Source organism: Halosimplex litoreum (assembly GCF_016065055.1).
Lineage (GTDB): Archaea > Halobacteriota > Halobacteria > Halobacteriales > Haloarculaceae > Halosimplex > Halosimplex litoreum.
The window spans coordinates 2,564,894-2,590,726 of sequence record NZ_CP065856.1 but is presented as its reverse complement, the minus strand read 5'-3'; the positions used below and the strand labels follow the sequence as shown (position 1 = coordinate 2,590,726).

Below are 25,833 nucleotides of genomic sequence, written 5' to 3'. Positions count from 1 at the left end.
GACAGTGAGCAGAGCGTTCTAAGTATCACAGTACGGGGTCCAGTCGGGTTGTACCGTGAGAGGCTCGCCTACGCCCCGCGGTCGAGCTTCGTGTCACACTAGGACTCCACGCTATCGGGAGCATTCGATCCGGTGGTGGGGGATGCGCGGAGAGCCCGACAACTGCGTCCCGGATCTCTCTTCTGAAAATTGCCCCAAACACCTTTTTCGCTTCTCGAGAGAGTCTCTAGCATGACCGATTTTGGGGCGTCCCGTTCCGTCGATCGAGAGGACGTCCGGATTCGCGTGCTGCACGTCGACGACGAGCCCGACCTCGCTGACCTGGCGTCGACGTTCGTCGAGCGCGAGGACGAACGGTTCACGGTCGAGACGGCGGCGAGCGCCAGCGAGGGGTTGGAGCGCCTCGACGAGGCGGCGTTCGACTGTATCGTCTCCGATTACGAGATGCCCGGGCGGAACGGGATCGCCTTTCTCGAGACCGTCCGTTCGGAGTACCCGGAGCTGCCGTTTATCCTCTATACCGGCAAAGGAAGCGAAGAGGTCGCGAGCGACGCGATCTCCGCCGGTGTGACCGATTACCTGCAGAAAGGGAGCGGCACCAGTCAGTACACCGTTCTGGCGAACCGGATCGCGAACGCCGTCGAGCAGTACCGGTCGAAGCGCGAGCTCGAGACGAGTCGCGAGCGGTTGTCCCTGTTTTTCGACCAGTCTCCGCTCGGTGTCATCGAGTGGAACGACGACTTCGAGGTCGCCCGCATCAACGAGCGGGCCGAAGCGATCCTCGGATACGGCGCGGACGACCTGGTCGGCGACTCGTGGGAGCGGATCGTTCCCGACTCCGACCGCGAGCCGGTCGGTAACGTCGTTTCGAACCTGCTTCGTGACGAGGACGGCTATCACAGCATCAACACGAACGTCCGTCGGGACGGGGAGCGGATCGTCTGTGAGTGGCACAACCGAGTCGTCACCGACGACGACGGAGAGACCGTCGCGGTGTTTTCGCAGTTTCAGGATATCACGGACCGGAAAGCGCGCGAACCGGCCGGTGAACTCGAAACTCGGGTGATGGACGAAGCGCCGGTCGGCATCACGCTCTCGGACCCATCCCGCGACGACAACCCACTCGTGTACGCGAACGATCGGTTCGAGCAGCTCACCGGTTACACCGAGTCCGAGGTTCTCGGCCGGAACTGTCGGTTCCTCCAGGGGGAGCGGACCGCTGGGGAACCGGTGGCAGCGATGCGGACGGCGATCGACGCCGGCGACCCGGTCACCGTCGAACTGCGGAACTACCGCGAGGACGGCACCGAGTTCTGGAACCGCGTCTCGATCGCCCCGGTTCGAACGTCCGACGGCGAGATCACGAACTACGTCGGCTTTCAGCGGGACGTGACCGGCGAGAAGGAACGGGAACTCCAACTCGAGCGGAAAGAACGGCGCTTTCAGGCGATATTCGACGATCCGAACATCCTCGTCGGGCTGATCGACACGGACGGGACGGTCCTCGATATCAACCGGACGGCGATGGAGTACGTCGCTGCCACGCGCGAGGAACTCATCGGGCAGCCCTTCTGGGCGACGCCGTGGTTCGACCATTCCGAGGCCGTCCAACGGGCGGTCGAAGGGTGGATCGACCGTGCCGCCGACGGGGAGTACGTCGAGTTCGAGGCCGATCTCGTGGGCCCAACCGGTGAGCCGTACACGGTCGAGGGTGTCTTCAGACCGGTGACGAACGACGACGGAGAGGTCGTCTCGCTACTCGTCTCCGACCGCGACATCACCGAGCGCAAACGACGGGAGCGCGAACTACGGCAGTACGAGGCGTATCTCGAGGAGTCGTCCGATATCGTTACCGTCCTCGACGAGGCCGGCACGATCACCTACCAGAGTCCCGCAGTCGAGCGGATTTTGGGATACGAGACGGACGCGCTCGTCGGCCGGAACGGGTTCGGCTATGTCCATCCGGACGACGAGGACGAGGTGCGCGAGGCGTTTAGCGACCTCGTCGCCGGGCCGGAGGAGATGGTGACCGTCGAGTGCCGGTTCAGGACCGCCGACGACGCGTGGCGCTGGCTCGAGATCCGAGGGACGAATCGACTCGACCACGACGCGGTCGAGGGAATCGTGACGAACAACTGGGACATCACCGGACGGATCGAGCGCGAGCAGGAACTCGAAGAGACGAACGCGTTGCTGTCCACGCTCATCGAGACATTCCCTGTGGGCGTTCTCGCCGAAGACGAGTCGCGAAACGTCTTGATGGTCAACGACCGACTGCTCGAACTGTTCGACACGTCCCGCGCTCCCGACGAGGTGATCGGAACGGATTGCGAACGACTGGCCGCGGAGCTCGGCGAGCGATTCGTCGACCCGGAGCGGTTCGTGGCCCGGATCGCGGACCTCGTGGACCGACGCGACTCCGTCCGCGACGAGGAGGTGTCGCTGCGGGACGGCCGCACGTTCGCTCGCAGTTACGAGCCGATCGAACTCCCGGACGGCTTCGGCCATCTGTGGGTCTATCGTGATATTACCGACCGGAAGGACCGCGAGCAGGCCCTCACAGAGGAGCGGGATCGACTCGACGAGTTCGCGAGCGTCGTCAGTCACGACCTTCGCAACCCGCTGAACGTCGCCCAGGGGCGGTTGAAGTTCGTCCAACGAGAGTGTGACACCGAGCACCTCGAGGCGATCGCCACTGCACTACACCGGATCGAGCGGATCACCGAGGACGTGCTCTGGCTGGCCCGCGAGGGACGAGATATCGGGGCACTGACTCCCGTCGCCCTCGACGCCGCTATCGACGATGCGTGGACGCTCGTGACCGACGACGTGGCCCACGCCGAGCTCCGACGTGCGACCGACGGCGACCCGCTGCCGCCGATCGAAGCCGACGACGACCGGCTCTATCAACTGCTGGAAAACCTGTTCGGGAACGCCGTGGAACACGGCGGCCAGGACGTGGTCGTCACCGTCGGCGCACTCGAAGACGGCTTCTACGTCGAGGACGACGGCCCGGGCATCCCCGAAGGCGAACGCGACGATATCTTCGACGCGGGATACTCGACGAGGGAAACGGGCACCGGCTTCGGACTGAACATCGTCGAACAGATCGCCGAGGCCCACGGGTGGGACATCTCCGTTACCGAGGGGGCAGACGGTGGCGTGCGCTTCGCGATCAGGGGCGTCGTTTTCGCCGCCGAGTAGCGACGGTCGCCCGTCGCGGTGTCGGTGTCGCCACTCGGCGTCGGGTAGGGCACGAACTGCAACCCCGGCGCATCGGCCAGGTCGGTCGACCGGCCGGCCGGCTCCGCGCCGTCTCCGGTCGTCTCGGTCGCCAGTTCCGGAGGTGGTTCGCCCTCGGTCTGGAACACCTCGAACACCGGCAGGGGGACGACCCCAGGATTATTGCCGGTTTAGCCCAAGGTAGAGTCGAAATGAGTACTGATTCTCGGGCGTCGTCTGGGATCGATGGGCTCGATACCCTGCTGCACGGTGGATTCCCCCCGAACCGGACGTACATGGTCCGTGGACGGTCCGGAACGGGAAAGACGATCCTCGGATATCACTTTCTCGCTGCGGGAATTGCCGACGGAGAACCCGTCCTGTACGTCACCTTCGAGGAGCCAGCGGCAGAGCTGATAGCGAACGCGGAGACCCTCGGGTTCGACTTCTCGGACCTGCCGATCTTGGACCTGAGTCCGACGGGCGGCGAGTTCACCGACGAGGAGTCGTACTCCGTGCTGAAGCCCAGCGAAGTCGAGGGAGAGTCGACGAAGTCGGCTATCGCCGACGCCGTCGAGGAGCACGGGCCCGACCGTGTCGTCATCGACCCCCTCTCACAGTTGCGCCATCTCTCTCCGGACGAGTACCAGTTCAACAGGACTGCCGCGTCGTTGATGCGGTATCTCAAGGACGCGGGGGCGACGACGCTCTTTACGAGCCAACCGGACGCACAGCAGGCCGACGAAGGGCTCCAGTATCTCTGTAACGGCTCGGTAACCGTCTCACGGACCGACGAAGGTCGGTTCCTCGAAATCGAGAAGCTCCGGGGGACGGACTTCCGAAGCGGCACCCACGCGCTCCGCATCGACGACGGCCGAGGAGTTCGGGTCTTCCCCAAGGTCAGCCCGGCGAACCATCACCATGCGTCGGCGTTCGAGACGGTGTCGTCGAACGTCGAGTCGCTCGACGCGTTGCTCGGTGGCGGCCTCGAACGGGGGAGCATCACGCTCGTCTCGGGGCCGAGCGGCGTCGGTAAGTCGACGACCGCTACGACGCTGGCCAGGGCCTTCACTGCCCGGAACGAGCGAGCGGCTCTCTACCTGTTCGAGGAGAGCGCGGAGAGTTTCACACACCGCTCGGCGGCCGTCGGGCTCTCCGTGAGCGAACAGATAGAGTCGGGCGACATGGTCGTCGAGGCTATCGAGCCGCTGACGCTGTCTGCCGACGAGTTCGCCGACCGGGTCCGGACGGAAGTCGAAGAGAACGACACGAAGTTCGTGCTCATCGACGGGACTGCTGGCTACGAACTGAGCCTCCACGCGGAGGGAAGCGACCTCCGGAAGGAACTCCACGCCTTGGCACGCTATCTCCGCAATATCGGCGTGACGGTGGTGATAACCGACGAGATACAGGACGTCACCGGCGGTTTCCGGGCCTCGGATAGCCACGTCAGCTATCTCGCGGACAACATCTTGTTCCTCAGATATATCGAAGTGCGTGGCGACGTTCGGAAGGCTGCCGGTGTCCTGAAAAAACGGTTCGGGTCGTTCGAGTCGACCCTGCGTTCGTTCCGTATCGACCGTGACGGGATCCACATCGGGGACCCCCTCGACGACCTTCGCGGCGTCCTGACCGGGACACCGACCTGGGACGGCGAGAGGTAACCGTGAGCGACGAGGAGCCACCGTCCACTGGAGAGAGGGGGCCCGGAACAGCGACGGGTCCCGACAGGATTCTCCTCCTCGTCCAAGGTCAGCGCAACCGAGACCTGCTCGTGGACTTGCTCGGCGACTACGAGGTGGTCGTGGCTCCACCGGAGGCCGACGAACCGCTCCCGAACTTCGACCTCTGTATCGTCGGCGAAGCGACCTACCGCACGGTCGCCGAGACGCTCGAAAGCCGAAAGGAGAGCGCAGGAGAGCGCTACCTGCCGGTGCTCCTGCTGGTCGGAGCGCGCGAGGGACGCGACGTCTCCCAGCCCTTACACGGAGCGGCTGACGATACCCTCTCCGTTCCAACGACGGAGGCAGTCGTCGAGTCGCGTGTCGAGTCGCTCCTCCGGACCCGTCGCCAGTCACTGCAACTCGCGCTGTATCGGCGGGCGATGGACGATGCGACGGTCGGTATCAGCATCACGGACGCCGCCGACGACCAGGCGTTGACCTACGTCAACGACGCGTACGTGGAGATGACGGGGTACGACCGCGAGGAGGTGCTGGGTCGAAACTGCCGATTCCTGCAGGGCGAGGCGACCGAATCGGAGCCGGTCCAGCGCCTTCGCGAGGCCATCGACGCGGGCGAGGCGGTGAGCGTCGAGCTTCGAAACTACCGGAACGACGGAACCGAATTCTGGAACCACCTCGAGATCTCCCCGGTCTACGACGACACGGGAGAGCTCACCCACTATATCGGCTTTCAGTCCGATGTCACCGCTCGAAAACGGGCTGAGGAGCGACTGCGCGAGGAGACGGAGACGCTCGAAGGGCTGTTCGAGACGAGCCCGACGGGCATCGCAGTGATCGATGCCGACGGACGGATCGTCCGGGCGAACGCGGCAGCCGAAGACGTCCTCGGACTGGAGCGCTCAGACGTCGTCGGCCGCGCGTTCGACGAACCGAGCTGGGAGGTCGTCGGAGAGAGCGGTGAGCCGCTCGACAGCGCGGACCTCCCGTTCGAGCGCGTGATGGCAACCGGTGATACCGTCCGAGGAGTCGAGCACGGCATCGCCGAGAGCGGCGAGACACGCTGGCTCTCGATAAACGCCGCCCCCCTGACCGGCGAGTCGGGCGAGCGAATCGGTGTTATCTCGACCATCGAGGACATTACCGAACGACGGGCACAGGAGCGTGAACTGGAGCAACTGGTCGATTTCCTCGATCAGATGCAGGTTATCGCCGACGTCGGCGGCTGGGAGGTAGACGTTGACGTCGGTGAGGTCGAACACACCGAACGGCTCGCCGAACTGCTCGGTGTCTGGCCGCGAACCGAACTCGACCTCGAAGAGGCGTTCGACCTTTACCACCCGGACGACGAAGTGGACGTCCGTGACGCGTTCGAACGGCTGGTGGCGACCGGTGAGCCACAGGAACTCGACTGTCGCATCCAGACGGCGTCCGGTGAGACCAGATGGGTGCACGTTCGAGGTGAACCACACCAGTCCGAGTCGTCTGTCTACCGAGGCACCGTTCAGGACATCACCGATCGCAGGGAGCGCGAGCGGAACCTCGAAGAGACGAAAGACCTGCTCGAGTCCGTGTTCGACGCCTCACCCATCGGGATACTCGCAGTGGACGTGGACGGCATCACACGACTCTGGAGTGAAGGGTGCGAGCGCATCTTCGGCTGGTCCGAAGAGGAGGCTCTCGGCGAACAGCTACCGAACGTCCAAGCGGAGAAGCAAGCGGAGTTCGACGAACTGCGAACCGAAGTGATAGAGGGCAAACAACCGGTTGTAGGCTACGAAACGGTTCGCCAGCGGAAAGACGGGTCGCTCGTCGACGTAGCGCTCACGACGGCCCCGATGCGGGATAGCGACGGTGAGGTCACCGGCGTGGTCGGCCTCCTCGAAGACCTCACCGACCAGAAACAGAGACAGGAGGAACTCGAGCGATACGAGCGTATCGTCGAAACGACGAGCGACCTGATATACACGCTCGACGAAGACCTGACGTTCGAGTCGTCGAACCCGGCGACGGCAGACTTCTTGGGGCAGTCGGCGGACACCATCGTCGGCGAACATCTCTCGGTAGTGTTCGGCAAAGAGCACACGAGAGTTCTGACCGACGCGATACTGGATCTTCTGGCCGAGCAAGCGACAGAGAAGACGGTAGAGACGATACTCGTCGACTGCGACGGGAGAGAGCGACAGTACCAGACGACCGTCTCGGTCCGTCCGTCCGACCGACAGATAGGAGAGGTCGTCTGTGTCGGACGTGACATCACCGAGTTGCAGGAGCGCGACCGCCGACTCTCCGTCTTCGACCGAGTGCTTCGGCACAACCTCAGGAACAAGATGCACGTCGTCCAGGCGTGGGCGGAGCGACTCGAGGAGGATCGGACGGACGTGACTGTGGGAGACGCCGCCGGCAATATTCTGAAAGCCAGTGACGAACTGCTCGCACTCGCGGAGCAAGTCAGGAAGTTCGAGACCGTACTGGACCCCGGTGCGACCGACGTCGTCACGACCATCGACGTGGCGGAGTGCGTGGAGGAGGTCGCATCGGAGGCGGAGTTGAGTTACCCCGCCGCATCGATCTCGGTCGAGACACCGTCGGTCGCGGAAGCAGCGGTCCACGAGGCGTTCGAACTGGCCGTGAACGAGCTGGTCGACAACGCGGTGAAACACACCGGAGAGCGCCCTTCGGTACAGATATCGGTCGTGGTAGACGACGAGTCGGACGCCGTGCTCGTTCGTGTCGCCGACGACGGGCCGGGAATCCCCACGCTCGAACGACAGTCGGTCACCGCCGGGAAGGAGTCACCACTCCAGCACACCAACGGACTCGGACTGTGGTTCGTGCGGTGGATAGCGACGAACAGCGGTGGTTCGATGCGTATCACCGACGACGAGCCGACAGGGGCCGTCGTCGAACTTCGATTCTCCCGGGAGTGACGCGACGGGGCGACCACAGTCGTCGTCCACGGATTCCGGGAGCGCTCTTCGGCCCGTCTGGAAGCACGCGTCTCTTGTCCGGTGGTCCGGGTTTTCGGCGAGTGCTGTGGCAGCCCCACCCGGAATCGCTGGGTTTGCCACGACCAGAGGGCCCTCGTGTCATCCCTCGACGGGTTCGTCGTCGTCCGACGCGGCGAGTTCGTCGGCGAACACCGCGGTCACATCCGTCACGCCCACGAGTTCCGCGAGACCGAACGCGAAGTACGTCTCGTCGGTCGGCGGACGGAACTGGTCGTCTTCGGTACCACCGGACGTGACGCTCCACTCCTCGAGACCGACTCCAGCCTGTGCACGGTCGAGGACGGGTTCCTCGGTGAGATCGCTCCCGCCGCCGCTGTACTTCTCGGTGTTGCCGGTATCCGCAGAAGCATCAGTCGGCCCACAACTGCACGTACGTATATGTAGGAGCGGCGTGCATATATCACCGGATTCCGATTCATGCAAACCGAACAGCGCGTTCAATCGATGTTCGGTGTCGGGTCGCTACTCGGGCTGGCTGTCGTATTCGTCGTGTTCACGCTGGTACGGCTGTCGGAGGCGAGCGGGTCCGGGTTGGCCCAGCGTGTCGCGCTGGGGCTCACCGTCGCGCTCGGACTGTCGTTGGCCGCGGGCGGGCTCGGGATCGTCCGCTACGACTTGACGAGCTACGCCCCCCGTATCGCCGGGTGGACGTATCTCGGGGCCGCTGCATTGCTGGTGGCCGTGAGTCTCAATACGGTCCTCTTCGAGGTGATTCGCCCGGGGTATACGATCGCGCTCTACCTCGTTACGAACGCCGCCGCTGGCGGTGCAGTGCTCGGGTTCGTGATCGGGTTGTACGACGGCCACCAACGGCAGAGCCATACGGAACTCGCAGCTAAACAGCGCGAGGCGACGGCACTGTCGACGCGCTTGAGCGTTCTCAACCGTGTGTTGCGCCACGATATTCGCACCCGGGCCCAGGTGCTCCGGGGGCATTCCGAGCGACTCGCGTCGGGCGATCTGGCGCCGACGAACGCCGCGGTCAACATCGACCAGACCACCGATCGGCTGCTCAACCTCTCGGAGGAGGCACGCGAACTGGAACAGCTGCTCGAACACGACGCGTTCGAAACCGAGGCCGTCGATATCGTCACCGTCGTCGAGGGAGCTGTCCGGACGGTCGAAACGACCCACTCGAGGCTGACGCTGACGCTGGACCTCCCCGACGAACGACGAGTACAGGCGCCCCCGCTGTTCAGACAGGCTATCGAGCACGTCCTCGAGAACGCCGCCGAACACAACGACAGTCCCGACCCGCGGGCGGAGGTCACCGTCGAGGCCCCCGAAGCGGGGATGGTTGCACTCTCGATCGCCGATAACGGACCGGGGATCGACCAGAACGAGCTGATCCACAATACGGGGGCGGCCGAGACGGGGCTCGAACACAGTACGGGCCTGGGGCTCTGGTTGGCAACGTGGATCGTCGAAGAGGGAGGCGGCACGTTAGCGGTCGAGACACCGTCCTCTGGGGAATTCGGGACCGTCGTCACGCTCAGGGTTCCCACGGTCTGAGCGACCGCGGCGATCGACGGCGCTAATCCGACCGGTCAGCCGTCTGTGGCGGCTGCCGACAGTGACTCTGGACGAACGCGTGGTAGCGGAACCGACAGTAGCCGTTAGAACTTTTCACTCGTAAATCGAGACACTAACCGATGGACCACCTCGGCGATGTTTCCGTCGAAGACATCCGAGGTACCCTCGACACCGTCGAGAAGAACAAGCCGACACAGCGGTTGTTAGCGGCGATCGCGTACGAGAACGGAGTAACACAAACTGAGCTTGCCGAGTGGCACGACACCGAGCGACGAACGATCTACAGTTGGCTGATGCGATTCGACACGGACGAGTCGCTCGAGCAAGCTGTCTCTGATGCTCTTCGATCCGGAAGAAAACGAAAGCTCTCGGAATCACGGCAAGAAGAGTTCGAACGTACGGTTCACCAACCGCCCGAAGAAGTCGGGATCGACGCGCCGGCGTGGACGCCGGCGCTCGTCCGGGAATTTCTCGAAGACACCTACGGCGTCGAGTACTCCCGTTCGAGTCGCCGGCGGCTGCTGAAAGAAGCTAGATCGAGTTCTCAGAAGCCTCGCCGGTCGGCCGCCGAAGCCGAAGAGGGCGGCTGCTGTTTCTCACCGTTCATCGAGTACGTCACCGCCGATCACACAAAAGTATAATTTTCGATGTATACAAAGAATTCGAATACTATTAGATCGTCGTGCCGGGTGGTGCGCCGTACGTCCAGGCGTCGGCCGTCACGGACCTGACGGGCCGTGACGACCTCGTCTTCGTCACGTTGCCCGCGTATTCGCCGGAGCTCGATCCCGTCGCAGAGTGCTGTCGGCAGCTCCGAGACGCACTCAGCAACCGACTTTTCGACTCGCTCGACGAGCTCACGGCGGCGATCGACACCGCGATAGACCAAATTCCGGTCGAAGAGTGAGCAACTATTTCTAACTACTACTGCAGCAGGTACGTCTGAAAGAGTTCTTCGACGGCGGTCCGGACGGTTTTTGCACGACCTTCGACAACAGGCTCCCTCCAGCCGACGCCCCCCTCGTCGGTCGTCAGCTTCAGTATGGGCCACCGTGGCGGGACCTCGAACGGTTCGTATTCAGTAATTTTCGTCCCTCAAGAAAGCGAACACGATCTCGGGATTCGATTCTATTTTCACCATCTGGAATCCTACTGTCTTGATGTCCTTGTCTACTTACATCCTAAAGTATACTTTTTTGCCGTCTATACATACGAATGTTCAGCCTTGTAGACTTCGAGACCTATCTCGTTAGCCTAGCCCGTCGGAAACGATTCGCATTTTTAAACTCGACTGTGTATTCCATCTATAGACATGTTGTCGTCGTGCCACCTATTGTTCAGCCCTGTTGAATTCGTATATCGGTTGGACGCCGAGGGAGGCGTAACCCCGGTTAGAAATTACAATAATAGAATTGTAATACGTGGCGTGCGAGCGAATAGATTGCACCGTATGGGGCCGAGACAGGGAGGACTACTGGGTCAGGTTCGTCGGGGATTTTTTCGATAGAGTTGAACAGTCCGGGAAAGACGTCGAACGCCGCGTCAGATCAGGAGTGGGCCAGTTTTATTTCGATCATCCGCGCAGTGTCGATGATTTTGTCCGCGAGTCGCTCCTGATACTCACCGTTCCACTGATCCGAGAGGCCGGTGATGCTAACCGCACCTATCGGCTCGTCGTTATTCGAAACTGCTGCCGCGACGCAGTAGAGGTCCTCGGCTCGACCTTCGACGTCTTCGGCGTAGCCTCGCGTGCGGATGGTCTCCAACTCCGCGAAGAGTTCCTCGTAGGACGTGATCGTTTGCTCGGTGTGGCGGGGAAGCCCATGCTCGTCGATGATTCGCTCAACTGTCTCCCGTGACAGTGCGGCAAGGATCGCCTTCCCCATAGCAGTTGCATGGATATCGAGCGTGGTCCCTGCAGCGTGCCCGTAGTCCTCGCTTAGTACACTCACTCTCTGTCTTGTCGCTTCGAATTCCGTTGAGACGGACGGTGGCTCAGTCGGACTGTCTCCGTGGGTCTCTCGGAGGTACAGGAGACGTACCTTCCCGTTCTCAAACAGTCCCAAGTTAACCAGTTCGTTTGTTTCTCTCGCGAGTGAGTCGATCTCTTCGCGCCCCTCTCGATATAGTTCGACGCTCTCTCGCGTCTGTTCACCCATTCTGAGCAACTTGAGCGAAGGACTATATTCCTGACCGGATTTGACGACGTACCCGGCTTCGATCAACGACTGAAGATGGAGGTGGACAGTGCTCTTCGGGAGTGAAGTGGCCTCTGAGAGTTCTGTAATACCGGCGCCGTCCGCCTGTGTGAGCTGTTCAAGGACGTTGAATTGCTTCTGTGACGATTGCAGAACAGGCGTATCGTCAGGTGACATATCTAGTTCTAGGTCCGCACGATTAAAAATTAGCTGGTGATAAACAGGTACCGTAAGCCGTCGACGAACTATTCAGCACCATCGAATCGGGCTGGATCACGATAAGGACTCGAGCGGCGTCGCGACCCCTTCGAGTGTTCACTCGAGAAGTGGGAACTCGGTTACTCGTAGATTCGTCGCGCCATATGGGACGAGGGTCAAGCTCTGGGTGTCGGTGTCGGTCCGCGTCGGACTCCGCTGTATCTCGCCGGCCCAGTTGTTTTCTAGTTGCCACTCCGGCGCGAGCGCCCCGTCTACGTTCAGTTCGACCGGGGGGTCCTCGGGGTCGAACGGGACCTTCCCAGGCGACCGGCGTTCGAGATCTGTCGTCGCCGACGGGTCAGTGGCATCCAGATCGAGCGCGTAGTTCCAGAGTTCGGTCGGGTGATACTCCCAGTCACCAGCCGGTGGCGTCCCGCCGACCAACTTCCGCTCGGCGTCGATTGGTAACGAAAAGACGAGTGGGCCGCGATGCAGCGCGACGCTCCCGTTGTAGCGACGTTCGGCGGACAGTTGTGTCGACAGCGAAAGCGAGACTTCGTCACCTGGCTCCCACGCCTGATCGAGGACGTGATAGCTTCCCGTCTCAGGGACTGTTTTGCCGCTGGAGGTCGTGATAGACGCGCCGTCCGCCCACTCCGGAATCCGCAGATAGAGCGGGAATGTCGTCGTTGCTTCGACGTTTATCCGAAAGGTGATTTCGTCTTCGAAGGGGTAGTCGGTCTCCACGACTACGCCGACTGGAGTTCCGTCCTCGAGGGTCGTCTGAACCTCGGAAGGAGCGTACGCCACTGCCGCGAGCCCGCCGTCGGGCGAACGCATCCAGAGGTTGGCCGCAAACTTCGGCCACCCCTGATGGAAGTTGGCGTGACAACATCCGAAGTGGGGTGTCTGTCCAAAGATGTTCGCCTCGGGGCCATTGGTCCAGGGTCGTTCGGCGACGGTACAGAGAACCTGATTGGCTTCTTGATCGTACTGGTGGGCCCACATGTCTGGGGTGAACGTCGCCGGAAGGGCGTTGTACGCGATCCGTTCGAGCCGGTCCGCGAACGCGGGGTCACCGAGGGTTGACGCGAGATATTCCAGCGAGTACATGTACTCGACGACTGCACACAGTTCGGTCCCTTGGGAGGGATTCTTTCCAGAGAAGTGCTCGTCGCCGGTGAACAGGCCGGTCGCCTGCCCATGGAAGCGGTCGAGGTTGTCGATCCCCTCGTAGACAGCGCTGCTGTGGTCTCCTGTCGCGCTCTGACGGTGACGAACGGCCGGCGCCTTGATCCCCATAGCGTTGTTTACGACGTGCGTCTCCATCTTCGGGTCGTCCTGTTTGCGTTTGAATTGGAAGTTCTGAAAGTGGTCCGTCCAGTCGAACCCACGGCCAATTAGCAACTCGACGAGATCGAGGATCCACGCTTCGCCGGTCTCCTCAAACAGCCAGTGCAGCGTGACGGCTAGATCCATCCACCGCATCTCGGCCCAGTCGCCGATTGACCAGTTGTCTGGGTGTTCCATGAGGTACTCGGCAAACGATTCGATGGCGTCTCGGGCCCGTTCGTCCCCGGTCGCTTCGTAGTGTTGCCGGAGCGACTTGCAGATGACGAACCGTGGCCATGGATCGGACGGGTCCACTGCAGCCCACACCTGTTTCGGGCGGAACCACCCGTCGTCGTCCTGTGCCGCGAGAAATCCCTCGACCCACGTCTCCGCCTTGGCTTGGAGGGTGTCGTCCTCAAGTAGGTGCGCCAGGGGTACCAGGCCGTCGGCGTAGTACGGACCACGCTCCCAGCCGTCACGCTTGCCGTCGAGCCAAGCGTTGTCCGCCAGATCCTCCCAGATCTCGTCGATACTGCCGGTCAACCCGTCGGCTTGGACGCGCAACTGGCGGCGGAGCCAACCGCGTGGTGTGACTGCACCGAGAGGTAGCGGGTTGAACGCTCTTGGAGATAGTTGCGGGGAATTACTAACGACCATAGAGACTAACGCTACCGCACCCGTATAAGTATACTGGCGTTCGAGATGGATCTCGACCGAGTCGAAGTGCCTGCCAGCAGTTTCGACAGAGGGTTCGATGGCCTGAACGGTTACCGAAGAGTCGGTCAGACTGTCGTCCACACCGCCCGAAACGGTCTCCGACGACAGGGGTGTGTCTGTCGACGGAGGCAAGCCCACGGGCCATTACCGTGGAACATGGCATGCCGTTCAGCCACTCGATACGTCCCGCAGTCCAAGGATGAAAGAACAAGTATTTATAATTTTTCCCCACTCGTGCTGTCTGTCGACTGGACGCCGGGTGGCGAACTCCAGCGGCGTTTGATTACTTCGCGTACATATTCCGAGGCCGACGCTTATGATGGCGAGACACGTCGCGTGACTGTGGCAGAGACAGTTGTTGTAACTGGTTCACTCGGTGGTGTGAGGAGTTGGATAGTCGAAGACTCGGATCCGAGTACGAGGTCGTTGCAGTCGACCAGACGCGCCCGGAATCGGTAGACTTCGACGGTATCAGCTTCCGAGCACCGGACCTAACCGACCAGGGTGCTACCTGGGAGACAGTCCGCGAAGCGGATCGCCAACCCGTCGGTCACTTCGGTAACGTTCCTCGGCAAGAAGACCACTCCGGCGGCAACGTCTACGAGAACAACGCCACGAGTACGTTCCACGCGCTAGAGGCGGCCCGACGCTCCGGGGCCGATGTCGACGAGGCGTCCAGCGAGACGGTTTAGGGGACCCACTGGCCCGAACCGGAACTGCCGGAGTCGCTTCCAGTAGGCGAGGATCACCCGCCTCGGCCCTGGAACGGCTACGAGACCCCGGAGCTCGCGGGTGAGGCGGCTGCCGAACGAGTGAGGCACGCCTTCGACGGTCACGAGGTATTCAACGCCTTTGCAGCAGACGGTTTCCTTGGTCACGACACGCCGTCAGCGATCGAGGCGGGTCACGATGCTCTCCCTGAGGACTGCGATCTCTCCGGCGAGGAGTCAGCCTACTCGACCGTGAGAGCGGCGTCGATTCTTGGCTGGGAATCCCAGCATTCCTGGAGGACCGCTGAGGAAGAGCCGACCGACGGTCCCGAGTCCGTCCGATCCGAACTTCGCTCCGGTACCGTCGGTGGAGGCCGCCCAGGGTTTCGATGCTGTCGAGCCGCTGGAAGTCGTCGTCGGTCAGTTCGATATCGAGCGCAGTGATGTTCGCTTCAAGCTGATCGACAGTGTTGCAGCCGACGATGGGGATCGTCGTCGGGGTACGCCGAGCCATCCGGGCGAGGACAACCTGATTGCCGGAGACACCCGTTCGGTTGGCGACGGTCCGGACAGCCTCCATCTTCGGACGGGTCTCCATCGTGACGTACCGCTCGGAAACCGGGCGGTCGTCACGGCCGTAACGGCCCGGCAACAGTGGGGAATACGGGAGCATCGTCAGGTCGTGGTCGTCGCAGTAGCTGACGAGTTCGCCGGTCGCCGGCCGCCGACGATCGAAGTCCGAGTAGCGGTGCGGGAGCAGAGACGAGAGCCGTGGCTGGACACAGCTACATTTCGTCAGATGCCGCTCTTCGGCGATCGTGTTGGCGCGAGCGAGCCACCAGCCGTCGTAGTTGCTTGCACCGACGTGGCGGACCTTCCCGGCCTCGACGAGTCGGTCGAAGGTGGCCATCGTTTCCGCGAGCGATGTCTCTCTGTCGTCGACGTGCACGTACAGCGGATCTACGTAATCGGTATCGAGTCCACACGGTAGCTGCCTGTGGTATCGAAGTAAGTGCTGTGTTCACGTCAGTCGAAACAGCGAGCGGACTGCTCGAGACTCAGTCGTTGTCCGAGCGATGCCACACCTGCATGTCGCCCGGTTCGCGGTTGTCCCATGCGTAGTATGGAATCAGCTCCAGCGAACTTGGTTCGTTGTCGGTTTCGGTCGCGGGCCTGTAAAGTTCCCCGTCCCAGCCGTCGAGTGACGGGACTGCGACGTCTACCGACAGGACGGTCACACCGTTGAGCAACGCTGTGTCGTGGGTCTCTTTGACATCGGCATCGTCGGGGACTCTGTACTGGTGGAGCGGCCGGTCGTTGTCGACGGCTTCGGCAGTATAGACGAGTGGGCCACGCTCGACGGCGACCCGTCCCGCGTCGGCCTCGACATCCGGGTGAGCGGCCACAACCGTCGGCTCCTGAGCGAAGGTGAGTTCGACAAGTTCTCCGTCCCAGGCTCGTTCGAGACGGACGTAGTCGCTCTCACCATGATCGACCGGTTCGCCGTCGATAGTGACCGTGGCCTCGGCGCACCACTCTGGAACCCGAAAGTTCACAGGGACGGTCCCGTTGGCCTCGATCACGACAGAGACCCCCTCGTCCCACGGAATCGCACTAGACTGGTCCAGCGTCACATCGATACCGTCGACGGTCGTCTCCAGTGTGCTGCCGATGTACTGGTTCACCGAAAGTTCGCCGCCGCTGGTCGAATACAGGTACTGCCCGAGTGAAGCGAACAGGCGGGCAGCGTTGGGCGGACAACAGGCGCAGGTGAACCAGCCCTTCCGATGGTGGTTACCCGAACTGGCCAGCGGATTCACGTAGAAGAAGCGTTTGCCGTCGAGGCCAACGCCAGCAAGGAAGCCATTGTACAGCGTCCGCTCTATCAGGTCTGCGTACTTCGCCTCGCGGGTCAACTCGAACAGTCGCTGGTTCCAGAAGACGCTCCCGATGGCGGCACAGGTCTCGGCGTACGCGGTGTCGTTCGGGAGGTCGTAGTCCTCGGTAAACCCCTCGTGTTCGTGTTCCGGTCCGATACCCCCGGTAACGTACATCTGTTTGGTCGTCATGTTCTCCCAGAGGCGGTCGAGCGCCGCTCGCAACTCGTCGTCGCCTCGTTCGGCCACTAAGTCGGTCATAGCAGCGTAGAGGTACATTGCACGGACCGAGTGGCCATCGGCCGCGTCTTGGTCGCGGACTGGTGCGTGTGCCTGGGCGTAACTGCCGTCATACTCTCCCTCTTCGAGAAAGACGGTCTTCGACCCATCGTGTATCGACCCCTCCCAGTCGTCGGAGCTGAACTCGTCACCAGCGATCTCAGAGAGGTGAGCCAGTTCCCACTCCAGCCGGTCGTCGTGGCCTCGCAGATCCACGAAGTACTGTGCGAGGTCGAGGTAGCGGTCCTCGTCGGTCACTCGGTAGAGTTTGACCAGCGCGAGTTCGATCTCCTCGTGGCCGGGAACGCCATCGATCTCGTCGCCGAACACGTCGTCGACGTGGTCGGCAAAGTCGACGGCCACGTCGAGCAGCGTCGTCTCGTCGGTGGCCTCGTAGTGCGCCACCGCTGCCTCGATCAGGTGGCCCGCGCAGTACAGTTCGTGGAGCATGTGGAGGTTGGTCCACTTCTTTTCCGGCTCGACGAGCTGGAAATATGTATTTACGTACCCATCGGGTTCCTGCGCATCCGCGACGAGACCGATTACTTCGTCAACTCGCTCACGTAGGTCGGGGTCGTCCCCTTTCGTGAGTTCATAGCTCGCCGCCTCGATCCATTTGTAGGCGTCACTGTCCTGGAACCACATCCCCTGGAAGCCGCCCTCTTTCCCGTCGATAGCTCGCCGGAAGTTCTCTAGAGTCCCTGACTCCTCGAGTTGCTCGTACTGGTACTCGATGGTCACGTCGCGGTTACGGGTGACCCACGGAGACCAAAACTCGTCGTCGATCTCGACTTCGCCGATGGCTACGGAGTACTGCGCGCCGGTCATGATACCGATCTCGACTTGCGCAGGCATAGGAATAAACGTATGGGGCTACTCTCACAGGCCGCCGTCATCAACACCTGTCGGTCCGGCTACACCACCGCCCGATACCAGGCAGAAACATAGATTTTTATAACAGCATGAGCAGTTTCAAACGTGACTTACGACAGTTGCCAGCCGCTGAAGCCAGTGAGTCTTACCGACGCGAGCATCGACGACGACTTTTGGACGCCCCGGATTCAGACGGTCCGAGACTCAACGATCGACTTCGTCTACGACCGCCTAGTCGAATCAGGCCGCATTGAGAACTTCCGGATCGCGGCCGGCGAAGCGGACGGAGATTTTCAGGGACGGTTCTACAACGATTCGGACGTCTACAAATGGCTCGAGGGAGCCTGCTACTTCCTAACGACCGATTCGGACGCAGACCTACGTGAACGCGTCGACGAACTGGTCTCACTGATAGCTAGCGCCCAAGAGGCGGATGGCTACTTGAACACGTACTTCCAGCTCGTCGAACCGGAGCAGAAGTGGACGAACCTCCACGTGCTCCACGAGCTATACTGCGCCGGACATTTGTTCGAGGCAGCGATCGCACACTCCGAAGCAACAGGCGAAGACAGCCTCGTGAAGGTAGCGACGGCGTTGGCCGACCATATCGACGAGCGGTTCGGGCCGGACGGTTACCGCGGTGTGCCAGGTCACGAAGGGATCGAACTCGCGCTGGTCAAACTCTATCGGGAGACCGGCGAGCAGCGATATCTTGATCTCGCAGAGCACTTCGTCGATCACCGCGGCGATCCGGACTCGCGGTTGAAATACGAGGCGTTTCACCCCGAAGAGATAGCTGGGGACGCTTACGACCACGTCGTCGAGGACGGTGAGTACGATGGACGGTACTTCCAAGATCACGCGCCGTTGCGCGAACAAGAGACCGTTGAGGGGCACGCCGTCCGTGCGATGTATCTGTACACAGGTGCGGGCGATGTGGCGATAGAGACTGGCGACGACGAACTGGTCGCGGTGCTTGAGCGGCTGTGGGAGAACATGACCGAGCGTCGAATGTACGTCACCGGCGGGATCGGGTCCTCTCACGAAGGCGAACGTTTCACTGGAGATTACGACCTCCCGAATGAGACGTCGTACGCCGAAACGTGCGCGGCGCTTGGCAGTATCATCTGGAATCGGCGGCTCCTCCAGTTGACCCGCGAGGCGAAGTACGCCGACCTCCAGTCACGGACGCTCTACAACGCTCTGCTAGCGGGACTCTCACTCGACGGGACCCGATTTTTCTATGCGAACCCCCACGAGATGGGGCCGGAAGGACACCCACTGCACGATGAAGATCCGAACCGGTTCGCAGCCCAGCGACAGGGCTGGTTCCAGACAGCCTGCTGTCCGACGAACGTTCCGCGGCTATTGGCCTCACTTGCGACACAGGTGTACGCGTCGGATGACTCGTCGCTGTACGTGAACCACCACATCGGAAGCGAGGCGACGGTCGTGGTCGACGATACGACCGTGACGGTCGAACAGGAGTCGTCGTTTCCGTGGGATGCCGAGTCGTGTCTGACGGTGACACCTGCTCAACCCGCGACGTTCGAGCTCGCGCTCCGCATCCCGGAGTGGTGTACTGACGTTTCGGTAACCGTCGCCGGCGAGGAGACGGAAGCCACGCCCGGTGAGTTTCTCCACGTCGAGCGCGAGTGGACGGCCGGCGACAAGATCGTCTTCGAGGGATCGTTCCCCGTCACGTTCGTTCGCGCCAACCCGAACGTCCGATCGGCGAGTGGCGCAGTTGCCGTCCAACGGGGCCCGGTCGTCTACTGTCTGGAGGGCCAGGACAGTCCACGTCCACTCCATCAGCTCCGGCTCCTGCCGGACGGGGACACCGTCGTCGACCACGACCACGAACTGCTCGACGGGGTCACCACGCTCGACCTCGATGCGCTCGTCCCCGAGGAATCCTGCTGGGCGGGCGGACCACTCTATCAGCCCGATAGCGAGACGACAGTCGAAACGACGACCGTCCGCGCCATTCCCTACTACGGGTGGGCCAATCGCGGCGAAGACGAAATGCGCGTTTGGGTCGATGCGGAGTCGTCGCAGCTCTGACTGACGCCGATGACGAAATCGGTGTCGGCCATTAGGATGTGTTCACCGCCCGTATCGGTCCGCCTGCCGGTACCGAAGCTATTAGCCGTTCGCTCTCGAGGATAGGGTATGCCGGCAGGAAACCGAGCGCAAGCCGAGTCGCTACCGATCACGGATGTCAGTATTGAAGACTCGTTCTGGAGCCCACGTGTCGAGACCAACCGGGATGTGACGGTTGCACACCAGTACGACCAGCTCGAAGCAAACGGCTGTCTGTCGAACTTCCGTCGGGTCGCAGCAGGCGAGTGGGATGGCTTTGAGGGGCCAATGTTCATCGACTCGGATGCCTACAAATGGCTCGAAGCAGCCAGTTACGTGCTCGCGAATCACGATGACCCCGACCTGCGCGATCGAGTTGATGAAGTGGTCGACCTCGTTGCGAACGCGCAGGCTGATGATGGCTATCTCCACACGTACTTCCAACTCGTCGAGCCCGAAGAACGGTGGACGAACCTGAGCTTCATGCACGAGCTGTACTGTGCGGGGCACCTGATCGAGGCGGCGGTGGCGCACTACGAGGCCACCGACGAGGAGACGCTGCTCGACGTGGCCGTCGACTTTGCCGACCACGTCGATAACGTGTTCGGCCCAAACGGTCACAACGGCGTAGCAGGTCACGAGGAGATCGAACTCGCGCTGGTCAAACTCTACCGAGTGACCGACGAGGACCGCTACCTCGACCTCGCACAGTATTTCATCGACGCCCGCGGGCAGGCCTCTTCGCCATTGGCCGCCGAACTCGCGAATATCGACGGGACCGGTGGCGCCGACTTCGTCCACCACGGGCGCCGGGCCGCGGAGGGAGCGCGAAACCACTTCCTGGATGATAATGGCGAGTACGACGGCAGCTACGCCCAAGACCACCTACCCTACCGAGAGCAGGAGACCGTCGAGGGACACGCCGTCCGCGCGACATACGGGTATACAGGTGTCACCTCGCTACTGCAGGAGGTCGAAGATGAGGAACTGTGGGCCGCGATGCAGCGTCTCTGGGAGAACATGACCGAGCACCGGATGTACGTTACCGGGGGTATCGGGTCGGAACACGAACACGAGGGATTTACCGAGGACTACGACCTCCCGAACGACACCGCGTACGCAGAGACCTGTGCCGCCATCGGGAGCGTCTTCTGGAACCGGCGACTGTTCGAACTCACTGGCGACCGTAAATTCGCGGATCTGGTCGAACGGACGCTGTACAACGGCTTCCTCGCCGGTGTTTCAGCGAACGGCGACCAGTTTTTTTACGTAAATCCCTTGGAAACTAATGGCGACCACCACCGCAAAGAGTGGTTCTACGTGGCCTGCTGTCCACCCAACACCGCACGACTGTTGGCGTCGCTCGAACGGTATGTCTACGCCCGGGGTACCGACGGAGAGGCGCTGTATGTGAACCAGTTCATCGGTAGCACAGTTGAAACCAACCTCGGCGGCGACCAAGTATCATTCACCCAGTCCACAGACTACCCATGGGACGGCGAGACGACCGTCGAGTTCACCCACGATGATCCAGCCTCATTCACCCTTCGGATCCGGGTTCCGGAGTGGGCCGAGAATGCGACGTTGACCGTCAACGGCGAATCCAGCGCGGTCGCACCGAGGGACGAGTATACCGCTGTCGAACGCGAGTGGGTGGCGGGTGACGAGGTAACCCTCTCGTTCGAGATGCCGGTCGAGGCGCTCAGAGCGGACCCACGTGTCCGTGCCGACGCCGGCCGCATGGCCCTCTATCGCGGACCACTGGTCTACTGCATCGAGGATGCCGACCAGTCCGTCCCCGTCGAATCGATCACTGTGTCCCACCCCGAACTGTTCGAGCCAGTCCACGACCCAGACCGACTCGGTGGTGTGACCGCGTTGGAAGGGACCGGCACCGCGGCCGACCTTGACGCGTGGTCGGGGTCGCTATATCGCTCGATAAGCGCCGTCGAACGGGCACCCGTCGACGTCGTCGCGGTCCCCTACTACGCCTGGGATAACCGCGACTCTGGGTCGATGACAGTCTGGATACCGGCGTCCTAACCCCTCCTTCAGCCGGAGACCGCTCCTATCTGAGGCGACGGTCCTCGCAAGCTCCGGTGAGTCTCGCCGAGAGACGCCGTGTTGATATAGGGAGTCAACATAGAATCTGGTATGGAGTACGTCAGACTCGGTCAAACTGGGCTGGAAGTCTCGCCGATCTGCTTCGGGACGTGGCGCTTTGGCCTTGAACACGAAGATAGCGGCGTTATCGAGACCGATCGCGAAGAAGCTCACGAACTGCTCGATGCCGTCGCTGAACGGGGTGGCAACTTCATCGACACGGCGAACAGCTACGGAGGAGGTGACTCCGAACGGTGGATTGGCGAGTGGCTCGCAGAGCGCGACCGCGAAGACTACGTCATCGCTTCGAAGTGCTTCTGGTCGACCGTCTCTCGCTTCCAGGAGAACCTCTCGAAAAAGGACGTCAAAGCGGAGGTCGACGGATCCCTTGATCGGTTGGGGACGGACTATTTGGACATCCTCTACTTGCATCGCTTCGACGACCGGACACCCATCGAGCAGACGTTGCGGGCCGTCGACGACCTCGTGAGCGAAGGGAGAGTCCACTACGTCGGCATCTCGACCTGCGATGCTTGGGAGCTCACGAAAGGGCTCTGGAAAGCTGATGTGAACAACTACGAGGCATTCACCGTTACCCAGCCTGAGTATTCAGCAGTCTACCGGGGGCCGATCGTCGACGACCTCGACCAGCCACCCGAGCATAAAGAACCGATCGAGGAGTACCTAGACGTCTGTGAGGATCAGAATCTGGCTGTCTGTCCGTACTCGCCGCTGCACGGAGGGTTCCTGACCGGCAAGTACGAGCGTGTGGACGGCGAGATTCGGGCTCCGGATGGGTCGCGGGCCGAGATCGACCGAGCGTTCGCGTCCGATTACGTGGCTGACGCCGCGTGGAATGTTCTTAAGACGGTTCGTGAGGTGGCAGACGAGGTCGACGCGACAGCCGCGCAGGTATCACTGCGCTGGCTGATGGACCACGACCGATTTACTTGTGTTCCGATCGTCGGCGCTCGGACTGTCGAGCAACTGGACGAGAACTTCGGTGCTGTCGATGTCTCACTATCCGAGAGTCACTTCGACCGTATCGATACTGCCGTCGATACCTGACCGAACGGAAAAGAGATGACCGATCGACCGGCAGTGTACGTCGCTGGTCGTCGGTCGTCTTCGACCGTTACTCGGCTGCTGCCGGTTCTTTCGTGAACACCGGTGGGTTGTGAACCGTCTCGCCGTCCTCAGCGAACAGATGGATGCGATCCGTATCGATAGTGACCGAGACACGGTCGCCGGCCTCGAACTGTTTGGCGCCGGGGACCTGTGCCACGACGTCGTCCAGACCGTCGATGTCGAGATAGACGATGTTGAACGACCCAACCTGCTCGAACACTGCGACGGTCGCTTCGGTGTCACCGTCGCCACCGACGTGATCGAGCGTGATGTTCTCTGGTCGGATGCCGAGAGTCACGGCGTCTTCCGACCCAGCGGGAGCATCGAGAGAAAACGCGGTCGTCTCGACGGCTCCGCTGGAAACCGTACAGTCGAGGAAGTTCATCGAGGGGCTACCGATGAATCCAGCGACGAACTCATTGGCGGGTTGGGAGTAGACGACAGACGGTGGTGCGATCTGTTGGAGCTTGCCGCCGTCGAGAATGGCGACCCGGTCGCTCATCGTCATCGCCTCCTCCTGGTCGTGGGTTACGTAGATGGTCGTCGACTGGATCTCGCGATGCAACTGCTGGAGTTCGGCGCGCATCTGGACTCGAAGCTTGGCGTCGAGATTCGACAGGGGTTCGTCGAGCAGGAAGATCTTCGGGTCGCGGACGATGCTACGCCCGAGCGCGACGCGCTGTTGCTGGCCGCCCGAGAGTTCACCAGGCGTCTGATCTAGATGCTCGCGGATACCCAGCATCTCAGCGGTGGTCTCGACGGATTCGCGGATCGCCTCGCTATCCATATCGGTGCTCTCCAGCGCGAACGACATGTTGCGCCGCGCGGTCATATGTGGGTACAGTGCGTAATCTTGGAAGACGAACGCCGTGCCCCGCTCTTTGGGGTTCGCTGCGGTCATGTCGGTGCCGCCGATGCGGATCGTGCCCGAGCTGGGTGTCTCGAGACCAGCGACACATCGTAGGGTAGTTGTTTTCCCACAGCCGCTCGGCCCGACGAAGGTAACGAACTCCCCATCTTCGATCGTCATCGATACGTCGTCGACAGCGACGAGGTCGCCGAATTCTTTCGTGAGGTTCTCGATTTCTAGTTTCATGTTATTTGAGGTTTAGGCCAGCCATTCCTTTGATGAACTGTTCGGAGAAGAACGCGAACAGGATCACGATTGGCAGGGTCGCCAGCGTACTCATGGCGAAGAGTTGGTTGTATACGACGGTGCCCCGCAGTCCCTGAAATTGCTGGAGACCGACGCTAATTGTGTACAGTTCCTCGGTCTGCAGGAACGTCAGTGCAAAGAGGAACTCGTTCCACGTGAACACGAATACGAAGATCGCAGCCGTCGCGATCCCGGGCTTCGCCATCGGCAGGATCACGCGTAGGAAGGTCCGCCACTCAGGGACGCCGCCGATGTGTGCCGCGTCTTCGACGTTGTCGGGGAGATTGGTGAAGAAGCTATGCAGTAGGAAGACGCAGAACCCGAGGAAGAAGGCGCTGTAGGCGATGATCAGTCCGAGACGGGTGTTGATCAAGCCGAACCGGGCGAACAGCGTGTACATCGGGATCAGGAGAATCTGCGCCGGGATCATCAAGATCCCGATGAACATGACGTAGAACGGTTTTGCCCCGGGGAAGTCTCGCCGTGCTAGGACATACGCCGCTGGCGTCGCGAATGCGAGGACGAACACAGTTGACCCAGCGCTGATAATTACGGTGTTGAGGAACCACTGGACCCAGGGACCGGTCTGCAGCGCTTCGAAGTACGGCGCTACCGTCGGAGTCGGCGGGACGAGGTGTGGCGGGTAGGCACTGATCTGCGTCGCGGTCTTGAGCGAAGTGGCAACCATCCAGTACAGTGGGAGAGCTACCATCGCCGACGCGAGTAGGAGCGCGCCGATCGTCCCCACTCGGGTGATCGTGTTCACATCGTCGCCGCCAGCGATAGCGTTGCGGACTCTGTTGGAGACGCTCATATCTCAGACCCTCCGGAGACCCGGATGACGAGAAGCGACAGTGTCAGCGCGATGGCGAACAAGATGAACCCATATGCTGCGCCCTCTCCGAACTGGAAAAAGCGGAAGGCGATCTTGTAGAAGTATGTCGCCAGGATCTCACTTGAGTGGGAAGGGCCGCCACCGGTCATCACGTAGACGTGCGCGAACGCTTTGACCGAGTCGATGATTCCGATAATGACCGTCACGAGGATCGCGGGCTTCAACAGTGGAAGTGTGATGTTTCGGAACGTCTCGAATCGGCTCTTGCCTGCGATCTGTGCGGCCTCATAGACGCTGTCGGGGATCCCCTGGAGACCGGCGAGCAGGATAACTAGGTAGTACCCTGTCCGCTTCCAGATCACCATCAACAGGACGCTGGGGAGCGACCAGGTCGTGGAATTGAGAAACCGCATCGGCTCGTCGATGATGCCGGCCCCGACAAGCACCGAGTTGATGAGACCGTTCGATCCGAGAAGCCAGCCGAAGACGATTCCAGCGACGACGAGCGGGACGATCACTGGCACGAAGATCAGCGATCGAAACGTACTCGTCCCCGAGATCCCGGTGTCGATGAGGATCGCTAGGAAGAGCCCCAGCACCAGCGGGACGAACACCATGCCGATGCTGAATACGAGGGTGTTGAAGCCGGCACGCCAGAAGATCGGATCGGAGAGGATCGCTTCGTAGTTCGAGAGGCCGACCCATTCGCGTTCGCCACCTAGCGTCGTAACCTGCTGGAAGCTCAGGAGGAATGTGTCGACGAATGGGTAGACGAGAACGACGGCGTACAGTACCAGCGCGGGGAGCAGGTACAGGTACGGCGTCCAGTTGATCCCGCCGGTTGTGGTTGACGACGAGAATCGGTCCGGCAGGCGCCGATCTATCCTATCTGCCAAC

The 25,833-nt window shown here is 61.6% G+C and carries 15 protein-coding genes and 2 pseudogenes; 8 read left to right on the top strand and 9 right to left on the bottom strand.

Annotation, left to right across the window (positions count from 1 at the left end; genetic code table 11):
* Positions 1 to 231: 231 nt before the first annotated feature.
* From I7X12_RS12735 to I7X12_RS12725, 3 genes are read left to right on the top strand one after another with little or no spacing between them, the layout of a single operon-like run.
* Entirely contained in the window at positions 232 to 3,204 is a 2,973-nt protein-coding gene (locus tag I7X12_RS12735) for a PAS domain S-box protein (RefSeq protein ID WP_198060449.1), read from the top strand.
* Positions 3,126 to 4,886: an ATPase domain-containing protein gene (locus tag I7X12_RS12730; protein ID WP_232342827.1), complete on the top strand. Its 1,761-nt coding sequence runs from the start codon at positions 3,126 to 3,128 to the stop codon at positions 4,884 to 4,886. Before I7X12_RS12735 ends, I7X12_RS12730 begins: the two co-directional genes overlap by 79 nt.
* 2 nt (positions 4,887 to 4,888) lie before the next feature.
* Entirely contained in the window at positions 4,889 to 7,834 is a 2,946-nt protein-coding gene (locus I7X12_RS12725; protein WP_198060448.1) for a PAS domain S-box protein, read from the top strand.
* Between the two features lie 159 nt (positions 7,835 to 7,993).
* On the opposite strand, the gene I7X12_RS12720 is transcribed toward I7X12_RS12725, so the two are convergent.
* Positions 7,994 to 8,356, bottom strand: coding sequence for a hypothetical protein (locus I7X12_RS12720; RefSeq protein WP_198060447.1), 363 nt, complete (start codon positions 8,354 to 8,356; stop codon positions 7,994 to 7,996).
* A gap of 3 nt (positions 8,357 to 8,359) precedes the next feature.
* On the opposite strand from I7X12_RS12720, the gene I7X12_RS12715 reads away from it, so the two are divergent.
* On the top strand, positions 8,360 to 9,427 hold the full coding sequence (locus I7X12_RS12715) for a sensor histidine kinase (protein WP_198060446.1): 1,068 nt from the start codon (positions 8,360 to 8,362) through the stop codon (positions 9,425 to 9,427).
* A 140-nt stretch (positions 9,428 to 9,567) separates the two neighbouring features.
* Positions 9,568 to 10,369 (top strand): annotated as a pseudogene (locus tag I7X12_RS12710) (winged helix-turn-helix domain-containing protein).
* Positions 10,370 to 10,378: 9 nt separating this feature from the next.
* Here I7X12_RS12710 and I7X12_RS20600 read toward each other — a convergent pair.
* From I7X12_RS20600 to I7X12_RS12690, 5 genes and pseudogenes are all read right to left on the bottom strand, one after another.
* A pseudogene (locus I7X12_RS20600) lies at positions 10,379 to 10,534 on the bottom strand (galactonate dehydratase); the annotation flags it as partial.
* A gap of 461 nt (positions 10,535 to 10,995) precedes the next feature.
* On the bottom strand, positions 10,996 to 11,823 hold the full coding sequence (locus I7X12_RS12705) for an IclR family transcriptional regulator (RefSeq protein WP_198060445.1): 828 nt from the start codon (positions 11,821 to 11,823) through the stop codon (positions 10,996 to 10,998).
* A 138-nt stretch (positions 11,824 to 11,961) separates the two neighbouring features.
* Positions 11,962 to 13,974: a beta-L-arabinofuranosidase domain-containing protein gene (locus I7X12_RS12700; protein ID WP_198060444.1), complete on the bottom strand. Its 2,013-nt coding sequence runs from the start codon at positions 13,972 to 13,974 to the stop codon at positions 11,962 to 11,964.
* A gap of 762 nt (positions 13,975 to 14,736) precedes the next feature.
* Positions 14,737 to 15,552 (bottom strand): aldo/keto reductase, encoded by an 816-nt coding sequence (locus I7X12_RS12695; protein ID WP_198060443.1) that lies wholly within the window; start codon positions 15,550 to 15,552, stop codon positions 14,737 to 14,739.
* A 109-nt stretch (positions 15,553 to 15,661) separates the two neighbouring features.
* Positions 15,662 to 17,614, bottom strand: coding sequence for a glycoside hydrolase family 127 protein (locus I7X12_RS12690; RefSeq protein ID WP_232342826.1), 1,953 nt, complete (start codon positions 17,612 to 17,614; stop codon positions 15,662 to 15,664).
* Positions 17,615 to 17,737: 123 nt separating this feature from the next.
* Between I7X12_RS12690 and I7X12_RS12685 the strand changes: the two genes are divergently transcribed.
* The 3 genes from I7X12_RS12685 to I7X12_RS12675 all read left to right on the top strand — a co-directional run bounded on the left by I7X12_RS12685 (position 17,738) and on the right by I7X12_RS12675 (position 22,885).
* Positions 17,738 to 19,696: a glycoside hydrolase family 127 protein gene (locus I7X12_RS12685; RefSeq protein ID WP_232342825.1), complete on the top strand. Its 1,959-nt coding sequence runs from the start codon at positions 17,738 to 17,740 to the stop codon at positions 19,694 to 19,696.
* Positions 19,697 to 19,804: 108 nt separating this feature from the next.
* On the top strand, positions 19,805 to 21,757 hold the full coding sequence (locus tag I7X12_RS12680; protein ID WP_198060442.1) for a glycoside hydrolase family 127 protein: 1,953 nt from the start codon (positions 19,805 to 19,807) through the stop codon (positions 21,755 to 21,757).
* A 111-nt stretch (positions 21,758 to 21,868) separates the two neighbouring features.
* The gene (locus I7X12_RS12675) at positions 21,869 to 22,885 is read left to right on the top strand and encodes an aldo/keto reductase (protein WP_198060441.1); all 1,017 of its coding nucleotides are present in this window, start codon (positions 21,869 to 21,871) and stop codon (positions 22,883 to 22,885) included.
* Positions 22,886 to 22,952: 67 nt separating this feature from the next.
* Here I7X12_RS12675 and I7X12_RS12670 read toward each other — a convergent pair whose 3' ends face one another.
* From I7X12_RS12670 to I7X12_RS12660, 3 genes are read right to left on the bottom strand one after another with little or no spacing between them, the layout of a single operon-like run.
* Positions 22,953 to 24,041, bottom strand: coding sequence for an ABC transporter ATP-binding protein (locus I7X12_RS12670; protein ID WP_198060440.1), 1,089 nt, complete (start codon positions 24,039 to 24,041; stop codon positions 22,953 to 22,955).
* A 1-nt stretch (position 24,042) separates the two neighbouring features.
* Positions 24,043 to 24,915, bottom strand: a complete 873-nt coding sequence (locus I7X12_RS12665; protein ID WP_198060439.1) for a carbohydrate ABC transporter permease — start codon at positions 24,913 to 24,915, stop codon at positions 24,043 to 24,045.
* A complete protein-coding gene (locus I7X12_RS12660; RefSeq protein ID WP_198060438.1) occupies positions 24,912 to 25,832 on the bottom strand; it encodes a carbohydrate ABC transporter permease in 921 nt (306 codons plus the stop codon). Before I7X12_RS12660 ends, I7X12_RS12665 begins: the two co-directional genes overlap by 4 nt.
* Between the last annotated feature and the right edge of the window lies 1 nt (position 25,833).

What these genes read in the sequence shown, in the direction of transcription:
- I7X12_RS12735 (WP_198060449.1), top strand. Translation starts at nt 232, where the DNA reads ATGACCGATTTTGGGGCGTCCCGTTCCGTCGATCGAGAGGACGTCCGG.
- I7X12_RS12715 (WP_198060446.1), top strand. Translation starts at nt 8,360, where the DNA reads ATGTTCGGTGTCGGGTCGCTACTCGGGCTGGCTGTCGTATTCGTCGTG.
- I7X12_RS12705 (WP_198060445.1), bottom strand. Translation starts at nt 11,823, where the DNA reads ATGTCACCTGACGATACGCCTGTTCTGCAATCGTCACAGAAGCAATTC.
- I7X12_RS12690 (WP_232342826.1), bottom strand. Translation starts at nt 17,614, where the DNA reads ATGCCTGCGCAAGTCGAGATCGGTATCATGACCGGCGCGCAGTACTCC.
- I7X12_RS12680 (WP_198060442.1), top strand. Translation starts at nt 19,805, where the DNA reads ATGCCGGCAGGAAACCGAGCGCAAGCCGAGTCGCTACCGATCACGGAT.
- I7X12_RS12675 (WP_198060441.1), top strand. Translation starts at nt 21,869, where the DNA reads ATGGAGTACGTCAGACTCGGTCAAACTGGGCTGGAAGTCTCGCCGATC.
- I7X12_RS12670 (WP_198060440.1), bottom strand. Translation starts at nt 24,041, where the DNA reads ATGAAACTAGAAATCGAGAACCTCACGAAAGAATTCGGCGACCTCGTC.
- I7X12_RS12665 (WP_198060439.1), bottom strand. Translation starts at nt 24,915, where the DNA reads ATGAGCGTCTCCAACAGAGTCCGCAACGCTATCGCTGGCGGCGACGAT.